Source organism: Microbacterium imperiale, assembly GCF_017876655.1.
In the GTDB taxonomy this organism is placed as follows: Bacteria; Actinomycetota; Actinomycetes; order Actinomycetales; family Microbacteriaceae; genus Microbacterium; species Microbacterium imperiale.
On sequence record NZ_JAGIOK010000001.1, the window covers coordinates 872856 to 892608 of the forward strand.

Here is a 19753-nt window from a genome sequence, read left to right on the forward strand (position 1 = left end):
CCGTCGATATGACCGCCAGAGACAGCTGGCGTACCTGATCCCCGCCGGCGGCGGGTGAGTCTCACTGCCCGATGGCGGGCTGCGGCGCGGGCGGTGCTGCGATCGCGCGCTGCTCGCGCACGGCGGCCGCGGCTTCGAGGACGTCGGTCTTCGACCAGCCGGGGACCATCGCGAACAGCAGCTCGAGCGGGGCACCGACCGTGGAGAGCTTGAGCACCGCGTCCGAGATCTGGCCGAGCGAGCGCGACGACACGTCGGCCCAGTGAACCTGCGACGACGTCGCCTGCGCGGCCGTGTCGTCGCCGATGATTGCGGCCGCGGTGCGCATCCAGAGCTCGTAGCCTTCACCGAGCGCCATCTGCCGGTCGGCGACGTTGCGGAAGTAGCCGGACTCGGCTGCCGCGATGCCTTCCGCAGACATGTTGACGACCGCGCCCAGCAGGTAGTGCGGCGGGACCTGGCAGACGGCCGACAGGTGCTTGATATGTGCGTCGAGGGCGGCGACGACCTTGTCGAGGTCGGCGGGGTCGAAGGTGCCGAAGCGGGCGGTCTCGCCCGACTCCCCCGATGCGTGGATGAGGCCGTCGACCGAGGAGCGGACGAGCGGGTTGCCGTTGGCGTCGCGGGCGAGCTCGCCGCCGGCCATCCACTTCTGCGGGAAGGCGCCGTAGCGCTGCACCATCTGCAGCGTGAAAGTGGCGTCGACGATGCGCTGGTAGATCGGCACGGCGGCCGCGACGGACGACTCGGGGTCGCCGGACATCGCGAGGGTGTTCGACAGCTGCACGACCGGCGTGAAGTCGAGCTCGTGCGCGTCGACGCGGAGGTGCTGTGGTGTGCGGGCGTCGCCGTCGAACCAGTAGGCGGCCTCGCCGTCGACGAGCAGCCATTCGGACTGCCAGAACGACGCGCCCTGCTTCCCGATGCGGGTGAGCACCCACTCGGGGTATTCGTCCCAGGGGCGGGCGTAGCTCGCGTAGGTGCGCAGCGCCGACAGCGGCCGCATGACGACCCCGTCGCCCTCGGCCGGCAGCGACAGCCCGAAGGCCTTGCCGAGGCCGACGACCTCGCGGTTCACGGCGCCCTGACGGCCGTCCATGCCGTTCGCCTGCCACGCCTCGGCCCACACGCGCTCCGAGGAGTACCCGTCGACGAGGAGGCCCTGCGCGATGCAGTCGCGGACGAACGCGAGCCACGGCGACGACGCCTTGCGGAAGAGGTCCTTGTACTCGGCGTCGGCGTTGTCGGGCATCCAGGTGCGGACGAGCTTGCCCTCGATGCGCTTCTGCAGCGTGGTGAGCCGGGCGGACTCGGCCCGGATCTCCTTGGACTTCGAGCCGATGAGCTCACCGATGCCGGAAGCGTCGAGCGCCACGAGCCACCTCCATTACGCGTAGCCGCGCACCTCCGCGGGCTTCCGCGGGGGTGACGCTTCGGACTTGAGCACGCCCCACAGCGCCCACGTGACGGCCTGCGCCATCGTGATCGGCTTGGTGGGGTCGGACTGTTCCCAGGTCTCGCCGGCGCGGCCGATGGGGCGCGTGGTGGCGAACTCGAGGGACTTGGTCACCTCGGCCTGGTCGCGGTGCGGCACGAGGCCGGCGTTGACGTGCTCGATGAACATCGAGTGAGCTGCGGCGATCTCGTCCATGCTCATCGGCAAGTACTTGATCTTCGCCTTGTCGAGTGCGGAGAGCACGGCGGCCGCGTTCTTCGGGTCGAGGACGACGAGCGCGTTGCCGAGCTCGGCCTTGAGCTTTTTGAGGTCGTCGGCGACCCAGAGGGTGCCGCGGTCGGTCTTGTGGTGCTCGACGGCGATCCGGTCGGAATCGCGCCGGACGGCCTTGCCGATGGTGGCGAAGCCACCGCCGCGGCCGAGCGCAAGGGACAGGACGACGCCGTCGCCGGCGACCGCCGCTGCGGGGTTGGCGTGGCGCTTCCACACGTTGAGCTCGAGCTCGGACAGCTTCGGCGCTTCCTCGACGCGACGGTTCGGCCACACCGAGAAACGCAGCCGTCGGACGGCAGCGGGATCGAGGCGGGAGATCTCGTCCTCGATCGTCTCCCGGTTGAGGCCGGCGCGATGGCCGAGGCCAGGGTTCGCATACTCCCAGTTGTCCTCGTCGAGGACGTCGATCTTCGGCGCGAGGTCGGGATCCTCGGACCCAGGCGGGGTGTGCTCGGACCATCCCGTGCGCGGGTCGGATCCGGACCGGCCGCGATCGCGCACGCCCTCCCAGTACTCAGCGTCGTTGAGCTCGTCCGGCACCGTACCGGTGAACAAGACCTGCGTGTTGTCCATCGCCGACATCGTCGGCAGCAGTGCGTCCATCGCGGCCATCGGGGTCTGCTGCGCCTCGTCGACGACGAGCACGTCGACGGAGAAGCCGATCCCCGAGTTGCGCGATCGCGCGAGGAAGAGCAGGCGGTTGCCGTTGGCGAGCTCGATCCCGCGCTCGTTGTTGTTGTCCTTGATTCCCCGCTCGCCGCCGAGCAGCTCGCCCATCAGGATCGGCGACGCGGTGATGACGCGCTTGAGCTTGCGGAAGGCCTCGTTCGACGTCTTTACCTCGTGCGCGGTGTGCACGATCGTCTTCGGCTCGGCGTCCGGCTTCGGCCACAGGAACAGGTGCGCGAGCTCGAACGGGAGGATGATGTTGCCCTTGCCGTTCTGGCGGGCGACGAGCTTGCCGTACTCGGTGCACACCCACCGCCCGGACGCGTCGACGGAGAAGATCGCGTCGATCTCGTTCTCCTGCCACGGATCCGAGCGGATGCCGGCGAGATAGGCGAGATCGAGAGCCTCATCGCCCTTCGATGCGACGCGGGTCGGCGGGATGCGGAGGAGCCTAGGCTCCTGCCGCCCTCTGAGCGCGCGCTTCTCGAGCGGCGGCGAGCTGGTCAGCAAGCGTGACCCCCTTCACCTGGCCGTTGCCCTGAATCTCCGAGATCTCGCGCACGATCTCGCGCTGCTCGCGCAGCAGCAGGTACAAACGGGACGGTTCGCGACCCTGCAACGCCGCGATCGTGTCTCGGGAGGTCTGCAGCATCTCCTTGAGGACCTCGAGGCGGGACACGTGGCCCTCTTCGGTCGTCGGAAGCGCTGCAGGCGGCGCCGGCGGAGCCGCAGCGGTCGCCGCGGCAGTCTTCGCAGCCTCTTCCGCGGCTGCGCGCTCGAGGCGAGCGGCTGCCGAAGTCGACCGGGCCCGATTGTGCGCCCGTTTCGCCTCACGGCACGCGTCGTCGACCGGCGTCCCGTCGCGAAGGTGCCGGCGGTAGGCCGAAATGGTGCCGCACGCGGCGCGAGGACGAGGCAACCGGCACCCCCTCTGAAATGACACCCGTCGCGAATCGGTGCGGGGGGATTTTTGCCAGGCTCCGCTGGGTACTTGGCAGCAGGTCGGCGTGGGGGTCCTCCCCCACGCCTGTCAGGTGGCTGCCCAGATCTCGGTGGCGGCGTTGTCGTTCTTGCGGCTGTTGCAGTCGCGGTGCATGGGAACGAGTACTTGGCCGAGGAGCTTGCCGCCGTTGCCGAGGGCGACGTCGTGGTCGGCAGTGAACTCGCGCTTGTGGTTGTGCGGGAGGGTGGTGTCGATGTGTTCGCCGCAGCCCCAGCCGGACGGTGAGCCGTAGCCGCATGGGAGGTTCTCGCGTGCGGTGCGTCGCTTGAGCGCGGCTTGCTTGCGTCGGTAGGCGCGGTGGCCGACGCCGTCGCGGATCTTGTCGGTGCCCATGTGCGCTGGTTCTCCTGGTGGTGGGCAGGGCGCGCAGGGCGCGCGTGTTCGGTTGAGTGTTCCCTGCGCGCGTTTAACCAGGTCCCTTAGTTACTAATCAAAGAGCTGTGCCAACTGGTAAGTAGCGCGCCCTGCGCGCCCTGGGACCGTTTTGCGCTGTGGGCGCATGGGAAAGAGACAGGGCGGGACCGTTTATCAGGGCGCACTCTGAGCGCGCCCTGATGTCGTGAGCGCGCCCTGCTGCTCGTGTGGACCAGGGCGCGCTGGAGGATCGGTGCGTACTCTCGCGGAGAGCGCGTTAGGGCGGTATGGTGTCCGTATGTCAGAGACAAGTATCCACTGCCCGGCGTGTGGCCATCATCTCTTCGATGCGGATATCTCCGCTCTGCTCACGTCCTCCGAGACCGTCGACGCCCATGCGCTTACTCCGGGCGCCGCCGATGCGGCGGGTGTGCTCACCCGGTTCTTCTCCGAGCAGACCCGCGTTCTCCGCACTGAGCGAGGACGGATGCTCAAGGGCGACGTGATCCGAGAGGTGAACGGCTGGCTGGAAGCGAACGGCGAGGAACCGCTCTCGAATCACGCTTTCGGCCGGGGCATGGCGGCGATCGGAATCGAGTCTGCGAAGTCGAACGGGCAGCGGTTCTACCGCGGCGTCGCGTTCACGCACTCTCGTTGACGAGTTGTTGAGAGGCGCCGCGGCGCGTGGCGGGCGGCGCCTCTCGGGGTGCAGGTGCTCCTGGCCCGGAAGTTCTCGGGCGTCGTGGGAGTCCTTGGCGGGTGTGCATCCGATCCGCTTTGACACCGTGTGATCTCGGCCGGGAGGAGCGGGGGCCGCGGCGTTCCACGGCGGCGACCGTCCCTCGGGCTCGTACTCCCGGCCGAGAGTCGGGGGGTGGTGAGCACGAGAGCCCCGGGAGCTGTACTCATCCGGGGCTCTCGACGCCTGGTGCCGTGTGCGACACCGTTCCGATATTGAAGTTAGGGGGTGACAGTACTGCGGTGTCAAATGCGACGCGCGGGGTGTTTCAGGCGGCGAGGGTTTGCGCTGCGGCGAGGGTTTGCGCTGCGGCGAGGGCTTCGGTGCGGCGTTTCTCGACGGCGGCGATGACTTCGGCGACGCGGTCAGGCCAGAGGTGCGCGTAGGTGTTGAGGGTTTCGGTGGCGTCCTTGTGGCCGAGCATCTGCTGCACGAGCTTGACGTCGGCGCCGGCGGCGATCGCGTTGGTCGCGGCGACGTGTCGGAGGTCGTGCACGGACATGGCGGTGGCGAGGCCGGCGTCGGTGCGGACTTTGCGCCAGACGCGGTTGTACCAGTTGGTGCCGTCGACGGCGGCGCCGCGGACGGTGGTGAAGACGAAGTCGTCGGGGTCGCGGTTGGTGGTGAGCTGCTCGAGCTCGGCCATGAGGAATGCGGGGACGGGGAGCCAGCGCTTCTCCCACGTCTTGACGGGCCCGAGCTTGCGGTGCCCTTCGCGGTCGACGGTCCAGGTTCGGTGGATGCGCGCGCGGTTGCCGGCGACGTCGAGGTCTTTGATCTTGAGCGCGGTCGCTTCGCCGATGCGGGGTCCGCTGTATGCGAGGAGCCGCAGCAGCACGGGGTCGGTGGGGCGGCGGGTGAGCTCGTGCGCGGTGTCGGCGAGCGCTTCGATGTCGGGGTAGGACAGCTGCGGGAGGTCGTGCTCGAGGTCACCTTCGGTGCGTGGCAGTTCGACTTTTGCGAGCGGGTTGCGGCCGATGATGCTCTCGGCGACGGCGTACCGGAGCGCGCCGCCGAACGTGATCCGGACGACGTGCTGCAGGTAGGCGGGTGCCATCTTGACGGGTTTGCGTTCGACCTTCACGATGCGCTGGTTCTTGTCGAACTGGTGGGGTGCGGTCCCGTCGCGGAGCTGTCGCACCCACGCGTCGATCTGGGGGCGGGTGATGCTGCCGATGGCGACGTGCCCCCATTTCGGGAGGACGTAGTTGTCGAGCTCGCGTCGGTAGCGGCGCCAGGTGGAGTCCTTGATGCGGTTCTTCGACGCGAGCCACGCCTCGGCGACGTCGGCGAAGGTCTGTTCACGTGCCGAGGGGTCGATGTATCGATCGGATCGGATGTCTTCCTCGAGCATGGCGACGAACGACTCGGCGTCGCTCCGGCGCGCGTACAGGCGCTGGCGTTGCGTGCCGCCGGGTTCGTACCAGCCGACGGTCCACCGTGATCCCTTGCCGAACTTCGCCGTGCGGAAGTGCTCGGGCAGGGTCTTGATCGCGCGCAGCTGTGCGCTGGTGGGGTTGATCTTCGTGGTGGTGCCGTCGGGTAGCGGGACGGTGGCGTCCTTCACCCACCGGTCGGTGATCCAGGCGCGTGCCATCAGGCGATCTCTTCCCGGTGCGTGAACATGCCGGCGCCCATCTTGGGCCGCACGTAGACGGTGTCGCCGAGGCGCAGCAGGACGCACTGGAACGCCTCGAGGGTGGAGCGCATGACGCCGAGGTCGACGGCCATAGCGCCGAGGTGGCCGGCATGGATCTCTTCGACGTGCCGGTAGTCGGCGATCGAGATCAGGCGCAGCGCGCCCCATTCTTCGGCTGCGCGTTCCTGCTTCGCGTGGACGGGTCCGAACCGGGTCGGGGTGTGGCCGAGGGCGTGGTGTCCGAGCTCGTGTGCGAGGACGCAGCGGTGCAGGCGCGCGTTCATGCCGGGGCGGAGCCGGATGAGGTTCTGGTCGACGTGGGATTCACCGTCGCGGCCGTCGCGGATCCGGGAGTACTCGACGCGGATCCCGCCCTGGTGGGCGAGGTCGAGGAGGTGCTCGTCGATCGGGGTCGTCATTGCTCGTCGGTGGGTTCCGGGTCGGTGGGGCGGGCTACGGCGTCGAGCTCATCCTCGGCAGGGGGTCCGACACCGAACTTCACGCGCACGACGTTCTGCGGGTGGAGTCGCTGCCGGGCTGCTTTCCCCCAGTCGTCGAGCCAGTCGTCTGATCGCTCGTAGGGCGGGTCGATGCGTGCGCCTTCTTCTACGTAGACGATCGGCGATGCCTGTCCGAGGTCGCGGTTGGCGAGGAAGTCCTCGACTTCGCGGGTGAGCTCGCCGAGGTCGATGGCGAGGGCGTCGCAGATGACGACGAGCTGGTCGAGGCTCATCGGGCGGGTGCCGCGGATGATCTTCGAGAACTGGGACTGGCTGACGTCGCAGAGCACCGCCAGCTCGGTCTGATTGACGTCGAAGCGGGCGATCTGGCCGCGGAGACGGGAGATGATCTCGCGGGTCATGATGCTTGGGGCGTAGTTCGTCACCGATGCATCGTGTCAGATATGAACCGAAACGGCCAACTTGGGTCTAAATCAGTTCCCGTGAACTACGGTAGTCCGCATGAACTACTCGACGCCGAGCGGCAAGGCAGCCCGAGCCATCCGTTCCATTCTCGCTGATCGCCGAGAGTCGGTCGAGAAGCTGGCCGAAGAGACCGGCATTTCGCTGAGCACCCTCAAGCGGCGCCTGCTCCTCTCGACGCCCTTCACGATCGACGAGCTGGGACTGATCGCCAACTACTTCGGGGTCTCGATCCTCGAAGTCATCACCCCCGTCGACGAGCGCGCGGCGGTGGCATCGTGAGCCTCCTCGCGTTCCCGCAGCCCGACCAGCCGCAGGACGAGGCCCTGCCCGCCGGCTTCCCGGAGCTGCCCGCGGTGATGTCGCCGAAGACGCTCGCGGAGCTGCTCGAGGTGACGCCGAAGTCGCTCGAGCGGTGGCGCGACGCGAAGACGGGCCCGGCCTACCTCAAGCTGCCGGGGTCCAGCCTCATCCGGTACACCCGCGACGACGTCGTCGCGTGGCTCGCCGCCGCCCGCGTCGAGGTGACCGAATGAGCATCCGCCGGGCCGCGGCCGCGATCGCCGTCGTAGCCCTCGCCGCGCTGAGCGGGCCGGCGTCGCTCGCCCCTGGCATCAACAGTGCGGACCTCATCGTCATCGTCGCACCGGTCGCCCTGGTCGCCGTCCTCGCTCGGCCGGCGCACCCCAAGACCCCCGCCGGGGGTGCTGACACCCCCACCCGCGACGTCCCCCACGTCGACACGCCCCCGGCGGGCTAACCCTTCCCCGGCGCCCGAGCGCCACCCCTCTCACCGAAGCATCCGATCGCAGGAGTCCCCATGAACCGTCTGCAGCTGCGCGCATCCGCCGCCCTGCGTCGCCCCCCGTTCCGCGCCCGTCGCGCCGCGGCCGGGCACCACACCCCTCTCGAGTACTCGCCCGCCGCACCTGCCCCGCGGTGGCTGATCGTCGGCGGCGGCGTGCTCGGCGTCGCCGGTCTCGTCGAGCTCATCGTCGGCGTGGCGGTGATCGCATGAGCACCTCGCTCGAGCCTCTGACGCAGATCCGCCCCTGCGTTCGTCATCGTGCGCTGCTCGACGCGGTGCGGTACATGGTGCCCGCGGTCATCGAGGAGTGCGCGGATTGCGAGGTGACGTCGTGACGACGGCGCCGATCCGCTGGCAGATCGCCGCGGAGTTCACCGTGCACGGTGAGCCGATCCCGAAGTCGCGGCCGCGGGCGAAGGCCGGGCAGCGCCCGTTCACCCCGCAGCGGGTGAAGACCGGCGAGGCGAACGTCCGAGGCGCGTTCGAGGTCGCCTACCCGGACTGGGAGCCGATCCCCCGCGGCGTCGCGCTGCGCATCGACGTGACCTTCTACCGGTCGACCCGCCACGGCGTCGACACCGACAACCTCCTGAAGCTCGTCACCGACGCCCTCAACGGGGTCGCGTTCGCCGACGACGAGCAGATCAGCAACGTCCACGCCTACCGCCTCTACGGCGCTGGCGCGGACGCACGAACCGAGGTGCGGATCTCCCGCGCCGCCTGACCGCCACCCCACCACTGAAAGGACCGCTCATGGTCAAGCTCGCATCCGCTCTCCCGAAGGAGAACGAGCGCAACGGGATCGCGAACCGCACCCGCGACCTCATCCGGAACTACGACAGCGGCGCAATGATCCCCGTCCTGATGCTCGTGCGCACGCAGGAAGTCATCCGCAACAAGGACTACGAGACCGTCCCGAAGATCGAGGTCGTCCACATCGAGGCCGTGCCCGACGACCAGGCCGACGAGATCCGTGAGCGGATCGTGCAGCTGCACGACGCCCGCGTCGGCCACAAGAAGCAGCCCCTCAACTTCGGCGACGGCACCGACCCCGAAACACCCACCGACACCCCCGACGTCGAAGGCCCTCTCGCGATCGAAGCCGGCGACGACGTCGTCGACGCCGAGGTCATCGACGACGGCCCGCTCTCGATCGAGGGCCCCACCACCGACACCAACCCCGAGGAGAAGTGACCATGTCCGCTGAGCACGCCCCCATCGCCCCCGTCGCACCGATCAGCCCCCGCCAGGCCGGGAAGTCGAACGAGATCATCAAGCGCCTCATCGGCCGCCGCATCACGCTCAAGGCCGACGCTGAGTACATCGCCGGCGAGCTCGAGTCGATCGACGCGCAACTGATCGAGCTCCTCGGCACGGTCGGCTCGCATGACGTCGATGGCACGAAGGTCGAGGTCCGCGAGTACTCGCGCACCGACTACGGCGCTCTCGAGAAGGCATACCCCGTCGAGCAGTACCCCGCGCTGTACGTCACGAAGCAGTCGCTCGACCAGGCAGCGGTGAAGAAGCAGTTCGCGCCGGCCGCGCTCGAGGCGTTCAAGGTCGCTGGCAAGAAGTCGGTGGTGGTGAAGTGACCGGCTTCACGATCGAACGCCGCCAGCACCCGACGCAGGACATCGAGGTCGAGGCCGTCGTCATCGACTCGGTCGACACGCTCCGGGCCGTGCGCGATGAGCGGAACTGGATCGAGGGTCAGCTGTCGATCCTGACCTACCCCACTGCGCCGCCCGTCGCCCGCATCGCTTCGGACCCGCCGCGGTACTTCGGTACGCCGGTCAACGTCGGCGACACCGTCCTCAAGGGGCCGGGCGGGGACTTCGAAGTCCTCAACGCCGGCGCCTGAGCGCGTCACCGCCGCGACGGCATACACGCCGGGTTCGAGTCCCGGGGCGGCACGGAAAGGAGCTAGGGCTCATGAGCACAGTCGAAGACCTATACCTCGGTGTCATCAAGGCCGGGATCGCCCGGCATCCTCGGTCGCTGCAGAAGCGCATCGGGCCGTCGGAGATCGGCAACCCCTGCGACCGGCAGATCCTTCACAAGCTCAACGGCGACAACGAGCCGAACCGGGGGCCCGCATGGAAGCCGGCCGTCGGCACGGCGGTGCACGACCAGCTCGAGCGCTGGTTCGACGCTGCCAACCGCGGCGGCGGCGACGTTGACCGCATGGAGTGGGTCACCGAGTGGCAGGTGACCGTGGGGCAGATCCTCGGCGTCGACATCACCGGGCACTCGGACCTGTTCCACGTCCCGACCGGCACCGTCATCGACCACAAGATCGTCGGCCCGAGCCAGCTCACGAAGTACCGGCTGCACGGCCCGAGCCAGGTGTACCGGGTTCAGGCGCACCTCTACGCGACGGGCTTCACCCGGGACGGCGGGTGGGGGCCGGCGAAGCACGTCGCCATCGCGTTCCTCCCGCGCGACGGCGAGCTAGACAAGACCGTGTTCTGGACCGAGCCGTACGACCCGCACATTGCGGCCCAGGCGATGGTCCGCGCGAACCGGCTCGCGACCCTCCTCGCCGTCGTCGGGATTGACGCAGCCCTCGCCGCGTCGCCGCTATGCGACGACCAGTGGTGCATGTGGTGCCGGACCGAGAAGCGTCAGCAGCACCGCGCCGCGGGCGGGTCGCTGTTCCTCGACATCGGTGAGCTCGCAGTAGTCCCCGAGCCGACTGCCGCGCCGGCGCCGCTGCGCGCGCTCGAGCAGCCGGCCGTCGCGCCGATCCCGATTCGTCCGGACGTGGCCGTGACGTGCCAGGCGTGCGGGTTGCCGCTGCACCCTTCCGTCGCCGCGGGCGGGTTCACCACCCACCCGACGTGCCCGGACCCGAAGACCTCGGCCGCGAGGCCGATCCCCTCGACACCGCAGCCAGCGGCGCCGATCAACCTGTTCGACCGATAACCAGCAAGACCAACCAAGGAGAAGACCAATGTCCCTGTTCGAATCGTCCAACAAGGGCCTCAAGTTCGACGTCATCGGAACGACCCACACCGGCACCGTGAAGTCGGCGCCGCGCGAGCGCCAGCAGACGAAGTACGGCACGCAGGAGCCCGACTTCTGGCCCAACGGCGACCCGAAGATGCAGATCCTCGTCGACCTGCAGACCGACCAGCGGGCCGACGCGCACGACGACGGCGAGCGCACGCTGTACGTCGCGTCGAAGAACATGAAGAAGGCGATCGGTGAGGCGATCCGCGCCGCGCAGGCGACGGACATCATGCCCGGCGGCGTGCTGACGGTCACGTACGTCGGGAATGACCCGGCGTCGAAGAACCCGGCGAACCCGGCGAAGCTCTACCAGGCGCAGTACACGGCGCCGGCGTCGGGGTTCGTGCAGCAGCCGGCGGCGCCCGCGCAGGCCCCGCAGCAGCCCGCGTATCAGGCGCCGCAGCCGCAGCAGGCGCCGTCGTACCAGCAGCCGTACGCGGCACCGCAGCAGCCGCAGCAGCCCGCGTACCCGCAGCAGGTGCAGCAGCCCTACCAGGCACCACAGGCGGCGCCGCAGCCGGAGCAGCCGTTCGCGCCCGCACCTCAGCAGGCACCCGGCGGGCTGACCCAGGACCAGGTCAACAAGCTGCAGCAGCTGCGCGCTGCGGGGATCCCGGCCGACACGATCGCTACCGCGATCGGTGCGACGCAGGAGCAGATCACCGCGTTCGACAACACCCCGTTCTGACCCGCACCACCACCGCCCCGGCCGCGACCGCGCGCCGTCCCATCGAGAAGGACCCGGGGCACATGAGCACCCACGACACCGAGATCCTCGCGACCTGCGAGGAATGCGATCAGCCGATCCGCATGACCGATCCCGCGATCCGCCCGACCGCGTTCACCTGGTGGCGGCACGTGCGGTGCCCGCAGACGAAGTTCGACTTCGACCCCGCCGACGTCTGCCCCGAGTGCTTCACCGTCCGCACCACAACCGGAGCCTGCAACTGCGCATGAACACCCTCCTCACCGCCGCCCTCGAGCTGCACGCCGCCGGCCTCTCGGTCGTTCCGGTCGCAGCCGACGGCACGAAGCGCCCCCGCATCGCCTGGAAGGAGCACACCGGCACCGCTGCTGATGAGGCTCAGCTGCGCGGCTGGTTCGACAACGAGATCCCGCAGGGCATCGGCGTTGTCACCGGGTACGGCGACGTCGAGCTGCTCGAGGTCGAAGGCGTCGCGATGCCGCTCATGGGCGAAGTACTCGCGCTGCTCGACGGGACCGGGCTGCGGCCGCTCTACGACCGGCTCGTGACGGGCTGGTCCGAGCAGTCCCCGTCGGGCGGTCTTCACCTGTTGTACCGCGTCGAGGGGGGCGCGGTACCCGGAAACCAGAAGGTCGCGCAGCGGCCCAGCGAGGGTGCCACGGGCCGCGAGACGCTCGCGGAGACCCGCGGGACGGGCGGGTTCGTCGTGCTCGCCCCGTCCGCCGGCGACGTGCACCCGACCGGCAGCGCGTGGGTGCGTCTCGCCGGCGGTCCCGCGACGATGCCGACGATTACGGCCGAGGAACGCGAGCAGCTGCACGCGGTCGTGCACGCCGCGCTCGACGCCATGCCCGACCAGCTTCCGGCGACACCGTCCGGGCCCGTCGACGCGAAGTGGTCGACCGCGTTCCAGGCCGCGGCCGGAGACATCACGCCCGGCGACGACTTCGAAGCGAAGACGGACTGGTCGGAGATCCTGCTCGGCTGGACGCACGTCTTCACGCGCGGTGCGACCCGGTACTGGCGGCGCCCCGGGAAGAACGACGGCATCAGCGCGACGACCGGGCACGCCGGCGATCGTGATCGCCTGTTCGTGTTCACGTCGTCGACGGACTTCGAGCCCGAGGTGCCGTACACGAAGTTCGGTGCGTACGCGCTGCTGCAGCACCGCGGCGACCACGGCGCCGCCGCGAAGGCGCTCGCGGACGCCGGCCACGGGCACCGCGCGCCGCGCGAGCTCGCACCCGCGACCCGGACGACGTCGACGGGAACGCAGCTCGCCGTGCTCGGCTCGACGGCGCCGGCGGCCGCGCCCGCCGCGGTGATCGGGTCGGACAGCGCGGACCTCACCGACGACGGGAACGCGCGCTTGCTGGTGTCGGAGTACTCCGGCCAGATGCGCTACGTCCCCGACGCCGGGAAGTGGGTCACGTGGGAGGGCACCCGGTGGGCATGGCATCCCGACGACGGGCCCGCGATCGAGGCCGCGCGCGACGTCATCCGGCGGATCCCGACCGATAACGCGCAGCTCGCCGCGCACCGGCTTAAGTCGATGCGTGCCCGTGCGATCGGTGACGCGGTGCGCCTGGCCCGGTCCGCGCCGGCGATGCGGATCGCCGCGTCGGAGTTCGACCGGCACCCGTGGCAGCTGAACACCCCCGGGGGTGTCGTCGACCTCCGCACCGGTGCGATCGCCGCGCCGACGCCGGCGCTGTTTCACTCGAAGCAGACGACCGTGACCCCGCAGGCGATGCCGACGCCGCTGTGGGACCAGTTCCTCAAGACGACGTTCCAGTCGAATGCGCTGCTCGAGCGGTACCTGCAGCGGCTCGCGGGGCTCACGTTCATCGGGGAAGTACTCGAGCACGTGCTCCCGTTCCTGCACGGCCCCGGCGGCAACGGCAAGACCGTGTTCGCCGAGGTGCTGTCGACGATCGCCGGCGACTACGCGACCGAGGCCCCGCAGGGCTTCCTCATCGCGGGCCGCGACAAGCACGAGACCGAGCTCGCGAACCTGCAGGGCCGGCGCATGGTCGTCGGGTCCGAGGTGAACGAGAACACCCGCTTCGACGAGGCGAAGGTCAAGCTCCTCTCCGGCGGCGACAAGATCACGGCCCGGTTCATGCGGCAGGACTTCTTCACGTTCGTGCCGTCGCACACGTTCTGGCTGCTCGGCAACAGCCAGCCGAAGGTCGAGACGGGCGGGGACTCGTTCTTCCGCCGCATCCGGCTGATCCCGTTCACCCACACCGTGCCCGAAAAGGACCGCATCGAGGGGCTGCAGCAGCGCCTCGTCGACGAGGAAGGCCCCGGGATCCTGCACTGGATCATCCAGGGCGCCGTGCAGTACGCCGAAGCCGGGCTCCCGACACCCCCCGAAGTCCTCGCCGCGACCGAGACCTACCGCGCAGAGGAGGACCACCTCGGCCGGTTCATCGAGGACCGCTGCCACGTCGGCGGCGGCGACATGGTTCGCGTCGAGATGTCCGAGCTTCGCAAGGCGTACGACGCCTGGTGCCGCGAGCAGCACGAGGACGCGCTCACGTCGCAGACGTTCGGGCGTCAGCTGAAGCAGAGGTTCGGCGTCGGGTCGGCGAAGTCCAACGGCCGACGGTTCTACACCAACGTCACCGTGTACGCCCCCGAGTCGCCGACCGAGGACGAGTCGGCCGGCCAGCAGAGCTGGTGGGACAAGTGACCGCCACAGCGCCCCTGTTCGCCCCGTGCGGCTGGTGCGGTGCGGACGTGCTGCAGGTGCGGTGGGACTACCGAGCCGACCTCCTCATCGGAGATCCGCGGCTGGACCCCGTCGCGCTCGACCCGCAGCAGGTGACCGCGTGCATCATCGCCGGGATCCCGCTGTGGCAGCTGGAGCAGCGCCTCACCGGCCATTGGATCACCTCGGCCCGGTCGTTCTACTGGCCCCGCCGCCCCGTGCCCGGGCACATCGCCCCCGAACACCACTGCTCCCGCGTGTGGGACGCCGAGCGGCTGCAGCTCGCGCCCGACGCCGGCACCACCTACCCCGACACTCCCCCGTTCTGAGGAAGGACACCGCCATGACCGAGATCACCCGCACCGTTCAGCAGATGGTCGCCGACGTCGACGTCAACGACGACGGGTACGTGACCGTACACGTCGCCCAGCCGCTCACCGTCAACGAGGCCCACGACGTCGCCCGCGCGATCCTGGAGGCAGCCGCCGAGGGGGAACGCTACCTCGCCGAGCAGAACGCCGCAGCGGCCGTCGCGCCGACGCCGACCGTTGCAGTCGTGCACGGCGCACCGATGCCCGGGTACACGGCGACGACGTGCTGCGGCCGCGACCCGTTCAAGCTCCCGGCCCCGGACACCATCACCGGTGACGAGAGCGCCGTCACCTGCGGGAAGGCCAGCTGATGCACGTCGCCGACCTCATCGAAGACGCGTTCCCGCACGGCACCGTCGACGGGTACCGGGCCGGATGCCGCGGCGCGGTCTGCCCTGCACCCCTCGCCTGCCGGGACGTGCAGCGCCGCTACGCCGGCGACTACAGCTTCAAGCGCCTCGTCGACGCCGGCGTGCCGCTCGAGGAGATCCTGCGCCGCGACGCCGCGGCCGCGGAGGGCATCGAGAAACGCGACCGCCAGGCCGCGCGTGCCGCAGCGAAGCCCGCCACGCCGGCCAAGCCGAAGGCCGAGCGAGCGCCCCGCGCACCGCGAGCTACCCGTCCGCCGCGGGCACCCCGCGAGCCTCGCCCGGTCAAGGCCGCCCCGGTGGTCGACGCGGCGTCGCCGGCCGAGGAGTACGCCGAGGCGATCGCCGCGTGGCGGGAAAAGCGCACGGGCCTGCAGCTCGCGCTCCGCAGCGCGCAGACCACCCTCGTCCGCGCCGCCCGCGACCGCGACGCCGCGCGCGCCGAGCTCGAGGCGTTCCTCGCTGCCGGCGAGCCGGTGGAACCGGAACCGCAGCGCACCAGCAAGCGCCGCACTGGGGAGGACGCCGCGGCCGACGTGAAGCGTCTGCACGGCGAGCAGCTCACCGACGCGGCGATCGCCGAACGGATGCAGGTCGGCGTGGTGTACGTCGGCCAGGTGCGCCGCGAGCTCGGGCTCGCACCGAACCGGAAGCCGCGGAAGCAGCGCGAACCGAAGCAGCCCCGTCAGGTCGCCGGTCACGGGACGAACGCGTCGTACGCGCGGGGATGCCGGTGCGACGCCTGCAAGGAAGCCGCGCGCACCTACCACCGCGAGTGGATGGCGAACCGACGTGAGAACGCCGAGAGCATCCCGGCCGAGCACCACGGCACCGCGTACGGGTACCAGCTCGGCTGCCGCTCGAGGAAGCTCTGCCCGTCGACGCCGTCGTGCGCGGACGCGTCGCTCGCCGAGGAACGCCGCCGTCGCCGCGATGCGGGCATCCCGGCGGCCGCGCCGCGCGTTCCCGCCGAGCCGGTACGTGTCCACGTCCGCGCGCTCATGGCCGCGGGGATGACGATGGACGCGATCGCCGCCGGCGCCGACGTGCACCGCAGCCGCATCGGCGACCTGATCTACGGGCGCAGCGAACCCGACCGGAAGGGCGAGCTCGCCGCCGAGATCGAAGCAGAGCGCGCGACCCGGCTCCTCGCCCTCGAGGTGCCCGCATGACCCCGTCGCTCATCCCACTCGACGCGATCGACCCGGAAGCGCGATCGCTGGAATGGCGGCGCGCGTTCGAATGGCACCTCGACCAGGTGCCACCGCTCATGGACACGCTCAGCACACTCAGCGTCACCCTGCTGCGCGCGTCCCGCGTCGACCAGATCAAGGTGACCGGCGGCGGCTACATCGACAACGTCCCCGTCTCCGACCGCAGCGCCGGCGTCGACGCGGACGAGCTCTGGACGTGGCTGGTGGCGTACACCCGCGCCGTCGTCGCGTGGATCGAGCCGCAGCTGCAGCCCGACGACCGGCCGTCGATCGCGAACGACCCGCGCACGTGGACCGCTGTCGCGCCTCGACCGGACGCGGACCCGTTGTCCGCGCGCACCGTCGCGCTCCTCACGATCGGCTGGCTGATCGACCACGCTGGCCTGATCGAACCGATCCGCGAGCTCGACGCGCACGCCGAGACCATGTTCAAGCTCATCCGGAAGCTGCGCGGCATCCACCGCGGCGGGAGCGTCGCACGCCGGCAGCGGCCGCGCGTGTGCGGCGTGTGCGGCGAGTGCGCGGTGCTCGTCGACTGGGTCGACGGCGCCAACGGTTCCCCGAAGCCCGTCCAGGTCGGCCGTTGCAAGGTCTGCGGCCAGACCTACGCCACCGCGGCCACGGCCGACACCAACCAACAGGACAGGAGCACGCGATGAGCGATGCGATCAAGGTCACCGTCAGCGACCCCGAGAGCGGCGAAGAACTCGAGAGCCGAGTCATCGACAACGACTTCATGGTCTTGTGCGCCGGGGACCGCTACATCGACGGCGTGCAGGCGTACGCCAACGGGACGCAGATCGTCACGGTGAAGCGTCGCACCAACCACACGAACGGGAGTACGAAGTGACGATCATCAGGTGCGGCGGTGGGTGCGGAAGCGAGCTTGAGACGACTGACCCCGTCAACCGCCGCGCCGCGTACCTGTGCCCGCGATGCCGTCACCACGAGGCGGGGACAGCGATCCGTTGCCCTGGATGCGACTGCGAGCCGGTCGGCTACGCGCCTCACAACGGGCAGGGAGACTGCCCGCCCAAATCGACCGATCCGTACCGTGGCGCCACGTGCCCACGCTGTGGGCGAGAAATGTCGCTGACCGACGAGGCATGCGGTGAGCACCCCGAGTCGACCGATCAGGGACCGTGGCGACCCTGACCTACCGCGAGGCAGCGCGACGCGTGCGGCGCAGCGTGCGCACCATCAAGCGGTGGCGACTCAGCGGCATGCCGATGGGGTGGGAGACCCAGCACGGGCAGAAGGTCCGCGTCGTCGACGAGGAAGTGCTCCTCCGCTGGTGGCGCGATCGCCTCGACAGCTGGCCGGCGCACCAGTACCGGCTACGCCGCCTGCAAGCCGCGGCCGCGGAGCTCGAGCAGCAGCCCGCCGCGGATGCCATGTGAGACGCATGTGAGACGCGACGCTCCCCGCAAACGAAGAAGGGCCGGAATCCCGCAGGATTCCGGCCCTTACTGTCGGGATGACAGGATTTGAACCTGCGACCCCTTGACCCCCAGTCAAGTGCGCTACCAAGCTGCGCCACATCCCGGTCCGCTGTCCGCACGCGGACAACTCCCCTATCCTAACGGGTCTGCGGCCCACTCGCGAACCGGTGCATCCGGGCGCGTTGCCCGTGTCGGTAGCGAGCGCTACGGTCGGCCCATGACCGAGACGACGATCGTGCCGGTGACGCCCGGCAGCTTCAGCGACGCGCAGCACGCCATGAGCGGCGGCGGTGACGGACGCGAGTGTCAGTGCCAGTGGTGGACGATGACGAACGCCGAGTTCCAGCGCACCGACATCGAGGGTCGGGCGGCGGCGTTCCGCAGCGAAGTGGATGCCGCACCCTCCCCCGGCCTCGTGGCCTACGTCGACGGTGACGCCGCCGGCTGGGTTCGCGTCGGGCCGCGGACACGCCAGGTGCGACTGAGCAAGACCCGCGCCTACGCCGGTGGGACCGCAGAACCCTGGGACGACGCGGACGTCTGGGCGGTCAGCTGCTTCGCTGTGCGCAAAGAACACCGCCGCACGGGCTTGAACGCCGCGCTGCTCGACGCCGCGATCGCCTTCGCCCGCGAGAACGGCGCGCGTGTCGTCGAGGCGTACCCCGTCGATCCCGACGCGGGTCGCAAGGTCACCTCGAACGAGCTGTACCACGGCGCCCTCTCGACGTTCCTGGCCGCGGGCTTCCGCGAGGTATCACGGCCGAAGCCGCACGTGGCCCTCGTCTCGCTCGACCTCGCCGGGTCGAAACAGACCTCCGCCGGAGACCCGAGCTGACGCGTCGGAGAGAATGGAACGCATGACCGCCTCCGTCGCCCCCGCCCGCGTGGACTCGTGGCTGTGGGCGGTGCGGATCTACAAGACTCGCTCGGCAGCGACCACGGCTTGCCGCGCCGGACACGTACGGGTCAACGGCGAGAAGGTCAAGGCGTCGCAGTCGGTGAAGCCTGGCGACGAGCTGCGCGTGCGGATCGCGGGCTTCGACCGCATCCTCGTGGTGCGACAGACACTCACGAAGCGCGTCGGTGCACCCGTCGCCGCGACAGCCCTCGAAGATCGCACTCCCCCGCGTGAACCCATGGCGATGCTCGCCGTCCGTGACCGCGGCGCCGGCAGGCCGACGAAGCGCGAACGCCGCGAGATCGACCGGCTCCGCGGCGTCGAGTAACAACCCAGGCCCGGCCGCAGCCCAGCCGCTGGGCTCAGCGGGTGGCTCGTCGCCGCGCGACCTGCACGATGACGCACAGCACCAGCGTCGCCACGCCCCAGAGCGCACACGCCGGCGGCAGCACGCGATACGCGAGGTGCTGCGCCGTCCACTCGGCGGTCAGCGGGCCGTACGCAACCAGACCGAACACCGTCGCGACGACGAGCGCGAACGGCAGCGACGCCCACCACACCACCCGCACGAGCCCGGGCAGCACCCGACGCACCGGGCCGCGGGCACGCCCGCGCAGCCACACCGCACCGGCGACCGCGAGCCCCAACAGGCCCAGCGTGCTCGACGCGTACTGGAACCAGCGGTAGCCGTGCAGCGGACCCCACCGCTCGGCCAGCGCGGGGATCAGCTCGACGCCCCAGCGGCCCTCGTGCGTGAAGGCATCCCACGCGATGTGACTCAGCACCCCGATCACGAGCGACACGACGACCAGCGCAACCGTCAACGCCACCGACCGACGCCGCCCCGAGATCCGCTGCACCGTCCGCAGCGCGTCACCGCCGGTGGCATCCCACGCCGACGGCAGCCTGCCGGCAACCCACCCCGGCGCGAGCTCGCGCACCGCGGGCCGCAGCAGCAGCCACCACGCCAGCAGCAGCACGCCGGCGATCGCCACGGTCAGCCACGGATACGCGTGCGTCTGCGCGTAGCTGATGCCGATCCCGCGAACGAACAGCGGCAGGTCTGGCGCCATCGCCCCGACGGCGACCGCCGCGGGCACGAGCGGCGTGCGCACGACCGCCAGCGCGACGACCGCGTGGCTCGGGGTGAACGGCATCCGAT

At 70.1% G+C, this 19753-nt stretch carries 30 protein-coding genes and 1 tRNA gene; 22 read left to right on the forward strand and 9 right to left on the reverse strand.

Annotated features, from left to right (window positions below):
* Nucleotides 1-61: 61 nt before the first annotated feature.
* The 4 genes from JOF37_RS04325 to JOF37_RS04340 all read right to left on the reverse strand — a co-directional run bounded on the left by JOF37_RS04325 (nt 62) and on the right by JOF37_RS04340 (nt 3734).
* Nucleotides 62-1375 (reverse strand): hypothetical protein, encoded by a 1314-nt coding sequence (locus JOF37_RS04325; protein ID WP_210005420.1) that lies wholly within the window; start codon nt 1373-1375, stop codon nt 62-64.
* A 12-nt stretch (nt 1376-1387) separates the two neighbouring features.
* Nucleotides 1388-2908 carry a terminase large subunit domain-containing protein gene (locus tag JOF37_RS04330; RefSeq protein ID WP_210005422.1) on the reverse strand — a complete coding sequence of 507 codons (1521 nt, stop codon included), beginning with the start codon at nt 2906-2908 and terminating at the stop codon, nt 1388-1390.
* Nucleotides 2850-3077: a hypothetical protein gene (locus JOF37_RS04335; RefSeq protein WP_210005424.1), complete on the reverse strand. Its 228-nt coding sequence runs from the start codon at nt 3075-3077 to the stop codon at nt 2850-2852. Before JOF37_RS04335 ends, JOF37_RS04330 begins: the two co-directional genes overlap by 59 nt.
* 351 nt (nt 3078-3428) lie before the next feature.
* On the reverse strand, nt 3429-3734 hold the full coding sequence (locus JOF37_RS04340; RefSeq protein ID WP_210005426.1) for a hypothetical protein: 306 nt from the start codon (nt 3732-3734) through the stop codon (nt 3429-3431).
* 274 nt (nt 3735-4008) lie between these two features.
* Between JOF37_RS04340 and JOF37_RS04345 the strand changes: the two genes are divergently transcribed.
* On the forward strand, nt 4009-4413 hold the full coding sequence (locus JOF37_RS04345; protein ID WP_210005429.1) for a hypothetical protein: 405 nt from the start codon (nt 4009-4011) through the stop codon (nt 4411-4413).
* Between the two features lie 349 nt (nt 4414-4762).
* Here JOF37_RS04345 and JOF37_RS04350 read toward each other — a convergent pair whose 3' ends face one another.
* The 3 genes from JOF37_RS04350 to JOF37_RS04360 are packed head-to-tail and all read right to left on the reverse strand — an operon-like array spanning nt 4763 to nt 6995.
* A complete protein-coding gene (locus JOF37_RS04350) occupies nt 4763-6091 on the reverse strand; it encodes a tyrosine-type recombinase/integrase (RefSeq protein ID WP_210005431.1) in 1329 nt (442 codons plus the stop codon).
* Nucleotides 6091-6552: an ImmA/IrrE family metallo-endopeptidase gene (locus JOF37_RS04355; RefSeq protein WP_210005433.1), complete on the reverse strand. Its 462-nt coding sequence runs from the start codon at nt 6550-6552 to the stop codon at nt 6091-6093. Before JOF37_RS04355 ends, JOF37_RS04350 begins: the two co-directional genes overlap by 1 nt.
* A complete protein-coding gene (locus JOF37_RS04360; protein ID WP_210005435.1) occupies nt 6549-6995 on the reverse strand; it encodes a helix-turn-helix domain-containing protein in 447 nt (148 codons plus the stop codon). Before JOF37_RS04360 ends, JOF37_RS04355 begins: the two co-directional genes overlap by 4 nt.
* Nucleotides 6996-7095: 100 nt before the next feature.
* On the opposite strand from JOF37_RS04360, the gene JOF37_RS04365 reads away from it, so the two are divergent.
* The 19 genes from JOF37_RS04365 to JOF37_RS04450 all read left to right on the forward strand — a co-directional run bounded on the left by JOF37_RS04365 (nt 7096) and on the right by JOF37_RS04450 (nt 17651).
* The gene (locus JOF37_RS04365; RefSeq protein WP_210005437.1) at nt 7096-7338 is read left to right on the forward strand and encodes a helix-turn-helix domain-containing protein; all 243 of its coding nucleotides are present in this window, start codon (nt 7096-7098) and stop codon (nt 7336-7338) included.
* Entirely contained in the window at nt 7335-7592 is a 258-nt protein-coding gene (locus JOF37_RS04370) for a helix-turn-helix transcriptional regulator (RefSeq protein WP_210005440.1), read from the forward strand. Before JOF37_RS04365 ends, JOF37_RS04370 begins: the two co-directional genes overlap by 4 nt.
* Nucleotides 7589-7816, forward strand: coding sequence for a hypothetical protein (locus tag JOF37_RS04375; protein WP_210005442.1), 228 nt, complete (start codon nt 7589-7591; stop codon nt 7814-7816). The genes JOF37_RS04370 and JOF37_RS04375 overlap by 4 nt, the downstream gene beginning before the upstream one ends.
* A 60-nt stretch (nt 7817-7876) precedes the next feature.
* Nucleotides 7877-8074, forward strand: coding sequence for a hypothetical protein (locus JOF37_RS04380; RefSeq protein ID WP_210005444.1), 198 nt, complete (start codon nt 7877-7879; stop codon nt 8072-8074).
* Nucleotides 8071-8199, forward strand: a complete 129-nt coding sequence (locus JOF37_RS15655) for a hypothetical protein (RefSeq protein ID WP_271174837.1) — start codon at nt 8071-8073, stop codon at nt 8197-8199. The genes JOF37_RS04380 and JOF37_RS15655 overlap by 4 nt, the downstream gene beginning before the upstream one ends.
* Complete coding sequence (locus JOF37_RS04385) at nt 8196-8588, forward strand: RusA family crossover junction endodeoxyribonuclease (protein WP_210005446.1); 393 nt, start codon at nt 8196-8198, stop codon at nt 8586-8588. The genes JOF37_RS15655 and JOF37_RS04385 overlap by 4 nt, the downstream gene beginning before the upstream one ends.
* 29 nt (nt 8589-8617) lie before the next feature.
* Complete coding sequence (locus tag JOF37_RS04390; RefSeq protein WP_210005449.1) at nt 8618-9058, forward strand: hypothetical protein; 441 nt, start codon at nt 8618-8620, stop codon at nt 9056-9058.
* 2 nt (nt 9059-9060) lie between these two features.
* Nucleotides 9061-9456, forward strand: a complete 396-nt coding sequence (locus tag JOF37_RS04395) for a hypothetical protein (RefSeq protein ID WP_210005451.1) — start codon at nt 9061-9063, stop codon at nt 9454-9456.
* On the forward strand, nt 9453-9725 hold the full coding sequence (locus tag JOF37_RS04400; protein WP_210005453.1) for a hypothetical protein: 273 nt from the start codon (nt 9453-9455) through the stop codon (nt 9723-9725). The genes JOF37_RS04395 and JOF37_RS04400 overlap by 4 nt, the downstream gene beginning before the upstream one ends.
* A 71-nt stretch (nt 9726-9796) precedes the next feature.
* On the forward strand, nt 9797-10789 hold the full coding sequence (locus JOF37_RS04405; protein WP_210005455.1) for a hypothetical protein: 993 nt from the start codon (nt 9797-9799) through the stop codon (nt 10787-10789).
* 28 nt (nt 10790-10817) lie between these two features.
* Nucleotides 10818-11564 carry a hypothetical protein gene (locus tag JOF37_RS04410; protein ID WP_210005457.1) on the forward strand — a complete coding sequence of 249 codons (747 nt, stop codon included), beginning with the start codon at nt 10818-10820 and terminating at the stop codon, nt 11562-11564.
* A gap of 62 nt (nt 11565-11626) precedes the next feature.
* Complete coding sequence (locus tag JOF37_RS04415) at nt 11627-11833, forward strand: hypothetical protein (RefSeq protein ID WP_210005459.1); 207 nt, start codon at nt 11627-11629, stop codon at nt 11831-11833.
* Complete coding sequence (locus JOF37_RS04420; RefSeq protein ID WP_210005462.1) at nt 11830-14280, forward strand: phage/plasmid primase, P4 family; 2451 nt, start codon at nt 11830-11832, stop codon at nt 14278-14280. Before JOF37_RS04415 ends, JOF37_RS04420 begins: the two co-directional genes overlap by 4 nt.
* Nucleotides 14268-14627, forward strand: coding sequence for a hypothetical protein (locus JOF37_RS04425; protein ID WP_210005463.1), 360 nt, complete (start codon nt 14268-14270; stop codon nt 14625-14627). Before JOF37_RS04420 ends, JOF37_RS04425 begins: the two co-directional genes overlap by 13 nt.
* A gap of 14 nt (nt 14628-14641) precedes the next feature.
* Nucleotides 14642-14980 (forward strand): hypothetical protein, encoded by a 339-nt coding sequence (locus JOF37_RS04430; RefSeq protein WP_210005464.1) that lies wholly within the window; start codon nt 14642-14644, stop codon nt 14978-14980.
* Nucleotides 14980-16209, forward strand: a complete 1230-nt coding sequence (locus tag JOF37_RS04435; protein WP_210005467.1) for a hypothetical protein — start codon at nt 14980-14982, stop codon at nt 16207-16209. Before JOF37_RS04430 ends, JOF37_RS04435 begins: the two co-directional genes overlap by 1 nt.
* Nucleotides 16206-16910, forward strand: coding sequence for a hypothetical protein (locus tag JOF37_RS04440; RefSeq protein WP_210005469.1), 705 nt, complete (start codon nt 16206-16208; stop codon nt 16908-16910). Before JOF37_RS04435 ends, JOF37_RS04440 begins: the two co-directional genes overlap by 4 nt.
* Nucleotides 16907-17101: a hypothetical protein gene (locus tag JOF37_RS04445; protein WP_210005470.1), complete on the forward strand. Its 195-nt coding sequence runs from the start codon at nt 16907-16909 to the stop codon at nt 17099-17101. Before JOF37_RS04440 ends, JOF37_RS04445 begins: the two co-directional genes overlap by 4 nt.
* Before the next feature lie 292 nt (nt 17102-17393).
* Nucleotides 17394-17651 (forward strand): hypothetical protein, encoded by a 258-nt coding sequence (locus JOF37_RS04450; protein WP_210005471.1) that lies wholly within the window; start codon nt 17394-17396, stop codon nt 17649-17651.
* Nucleotides 17652-17723: 72 nt separating this feature from the next.
* Here JOF37_RS04450 and JOF37_RS04455 read toward each other — a convergent pair.
* Nucleotides 17724-17797: transfer RNA gene (locus JOF37_RS04455), tRNA-Pro, on the reverse strand.
* Between the two features lie 113 nt (nt 17798-17910).
* Between JOF37_RS04455 and JOF37_RS04460 the strand changes: the two genes are divergently transcribed.
* Both JOF37_RS04460 and JOF37_RS04465 read left to right on the forward strand, forming a co-directional pair.
* Nucleotides 17911-18528: a GNAT family N-acetyltransferase gene (locus JOF37_RS04460; protein ID WP_210005472.1), complete on the forward strand. Its 618-nt coding sequence runs from the start codon at nt 17911-17913 to the stop codon at nt 18526-18528.
* Nucleotides 18529-18541: 13 nt separating this feature from the next.
* Entirely contained in the window at nt 18542-18919 is a 378-nt protein-coding gene (locus JOF37_RS04465) for an RNA-binding S4 domain-containing protein (protein WP_372445409.1), read from the forward strand.
* Between the two features lie 34 nt (nt 18920-18953).
* Here JOF37_RS04465 and JOF37_RS04470 read toward each other — a convergent pair whose 3' ends face one another.
* Nucleotides 18954-19748, reverse strand: coding sequence for a DUF4184 family protein (locus JOF37_RS04470; protein ID WP_210005474.1), 795 nt, complete (start codon nt 19746-19748; stop codon nt 18954-18956).
* Nucleotides 19749-19753: the final 5 nt, after the last annotated feature.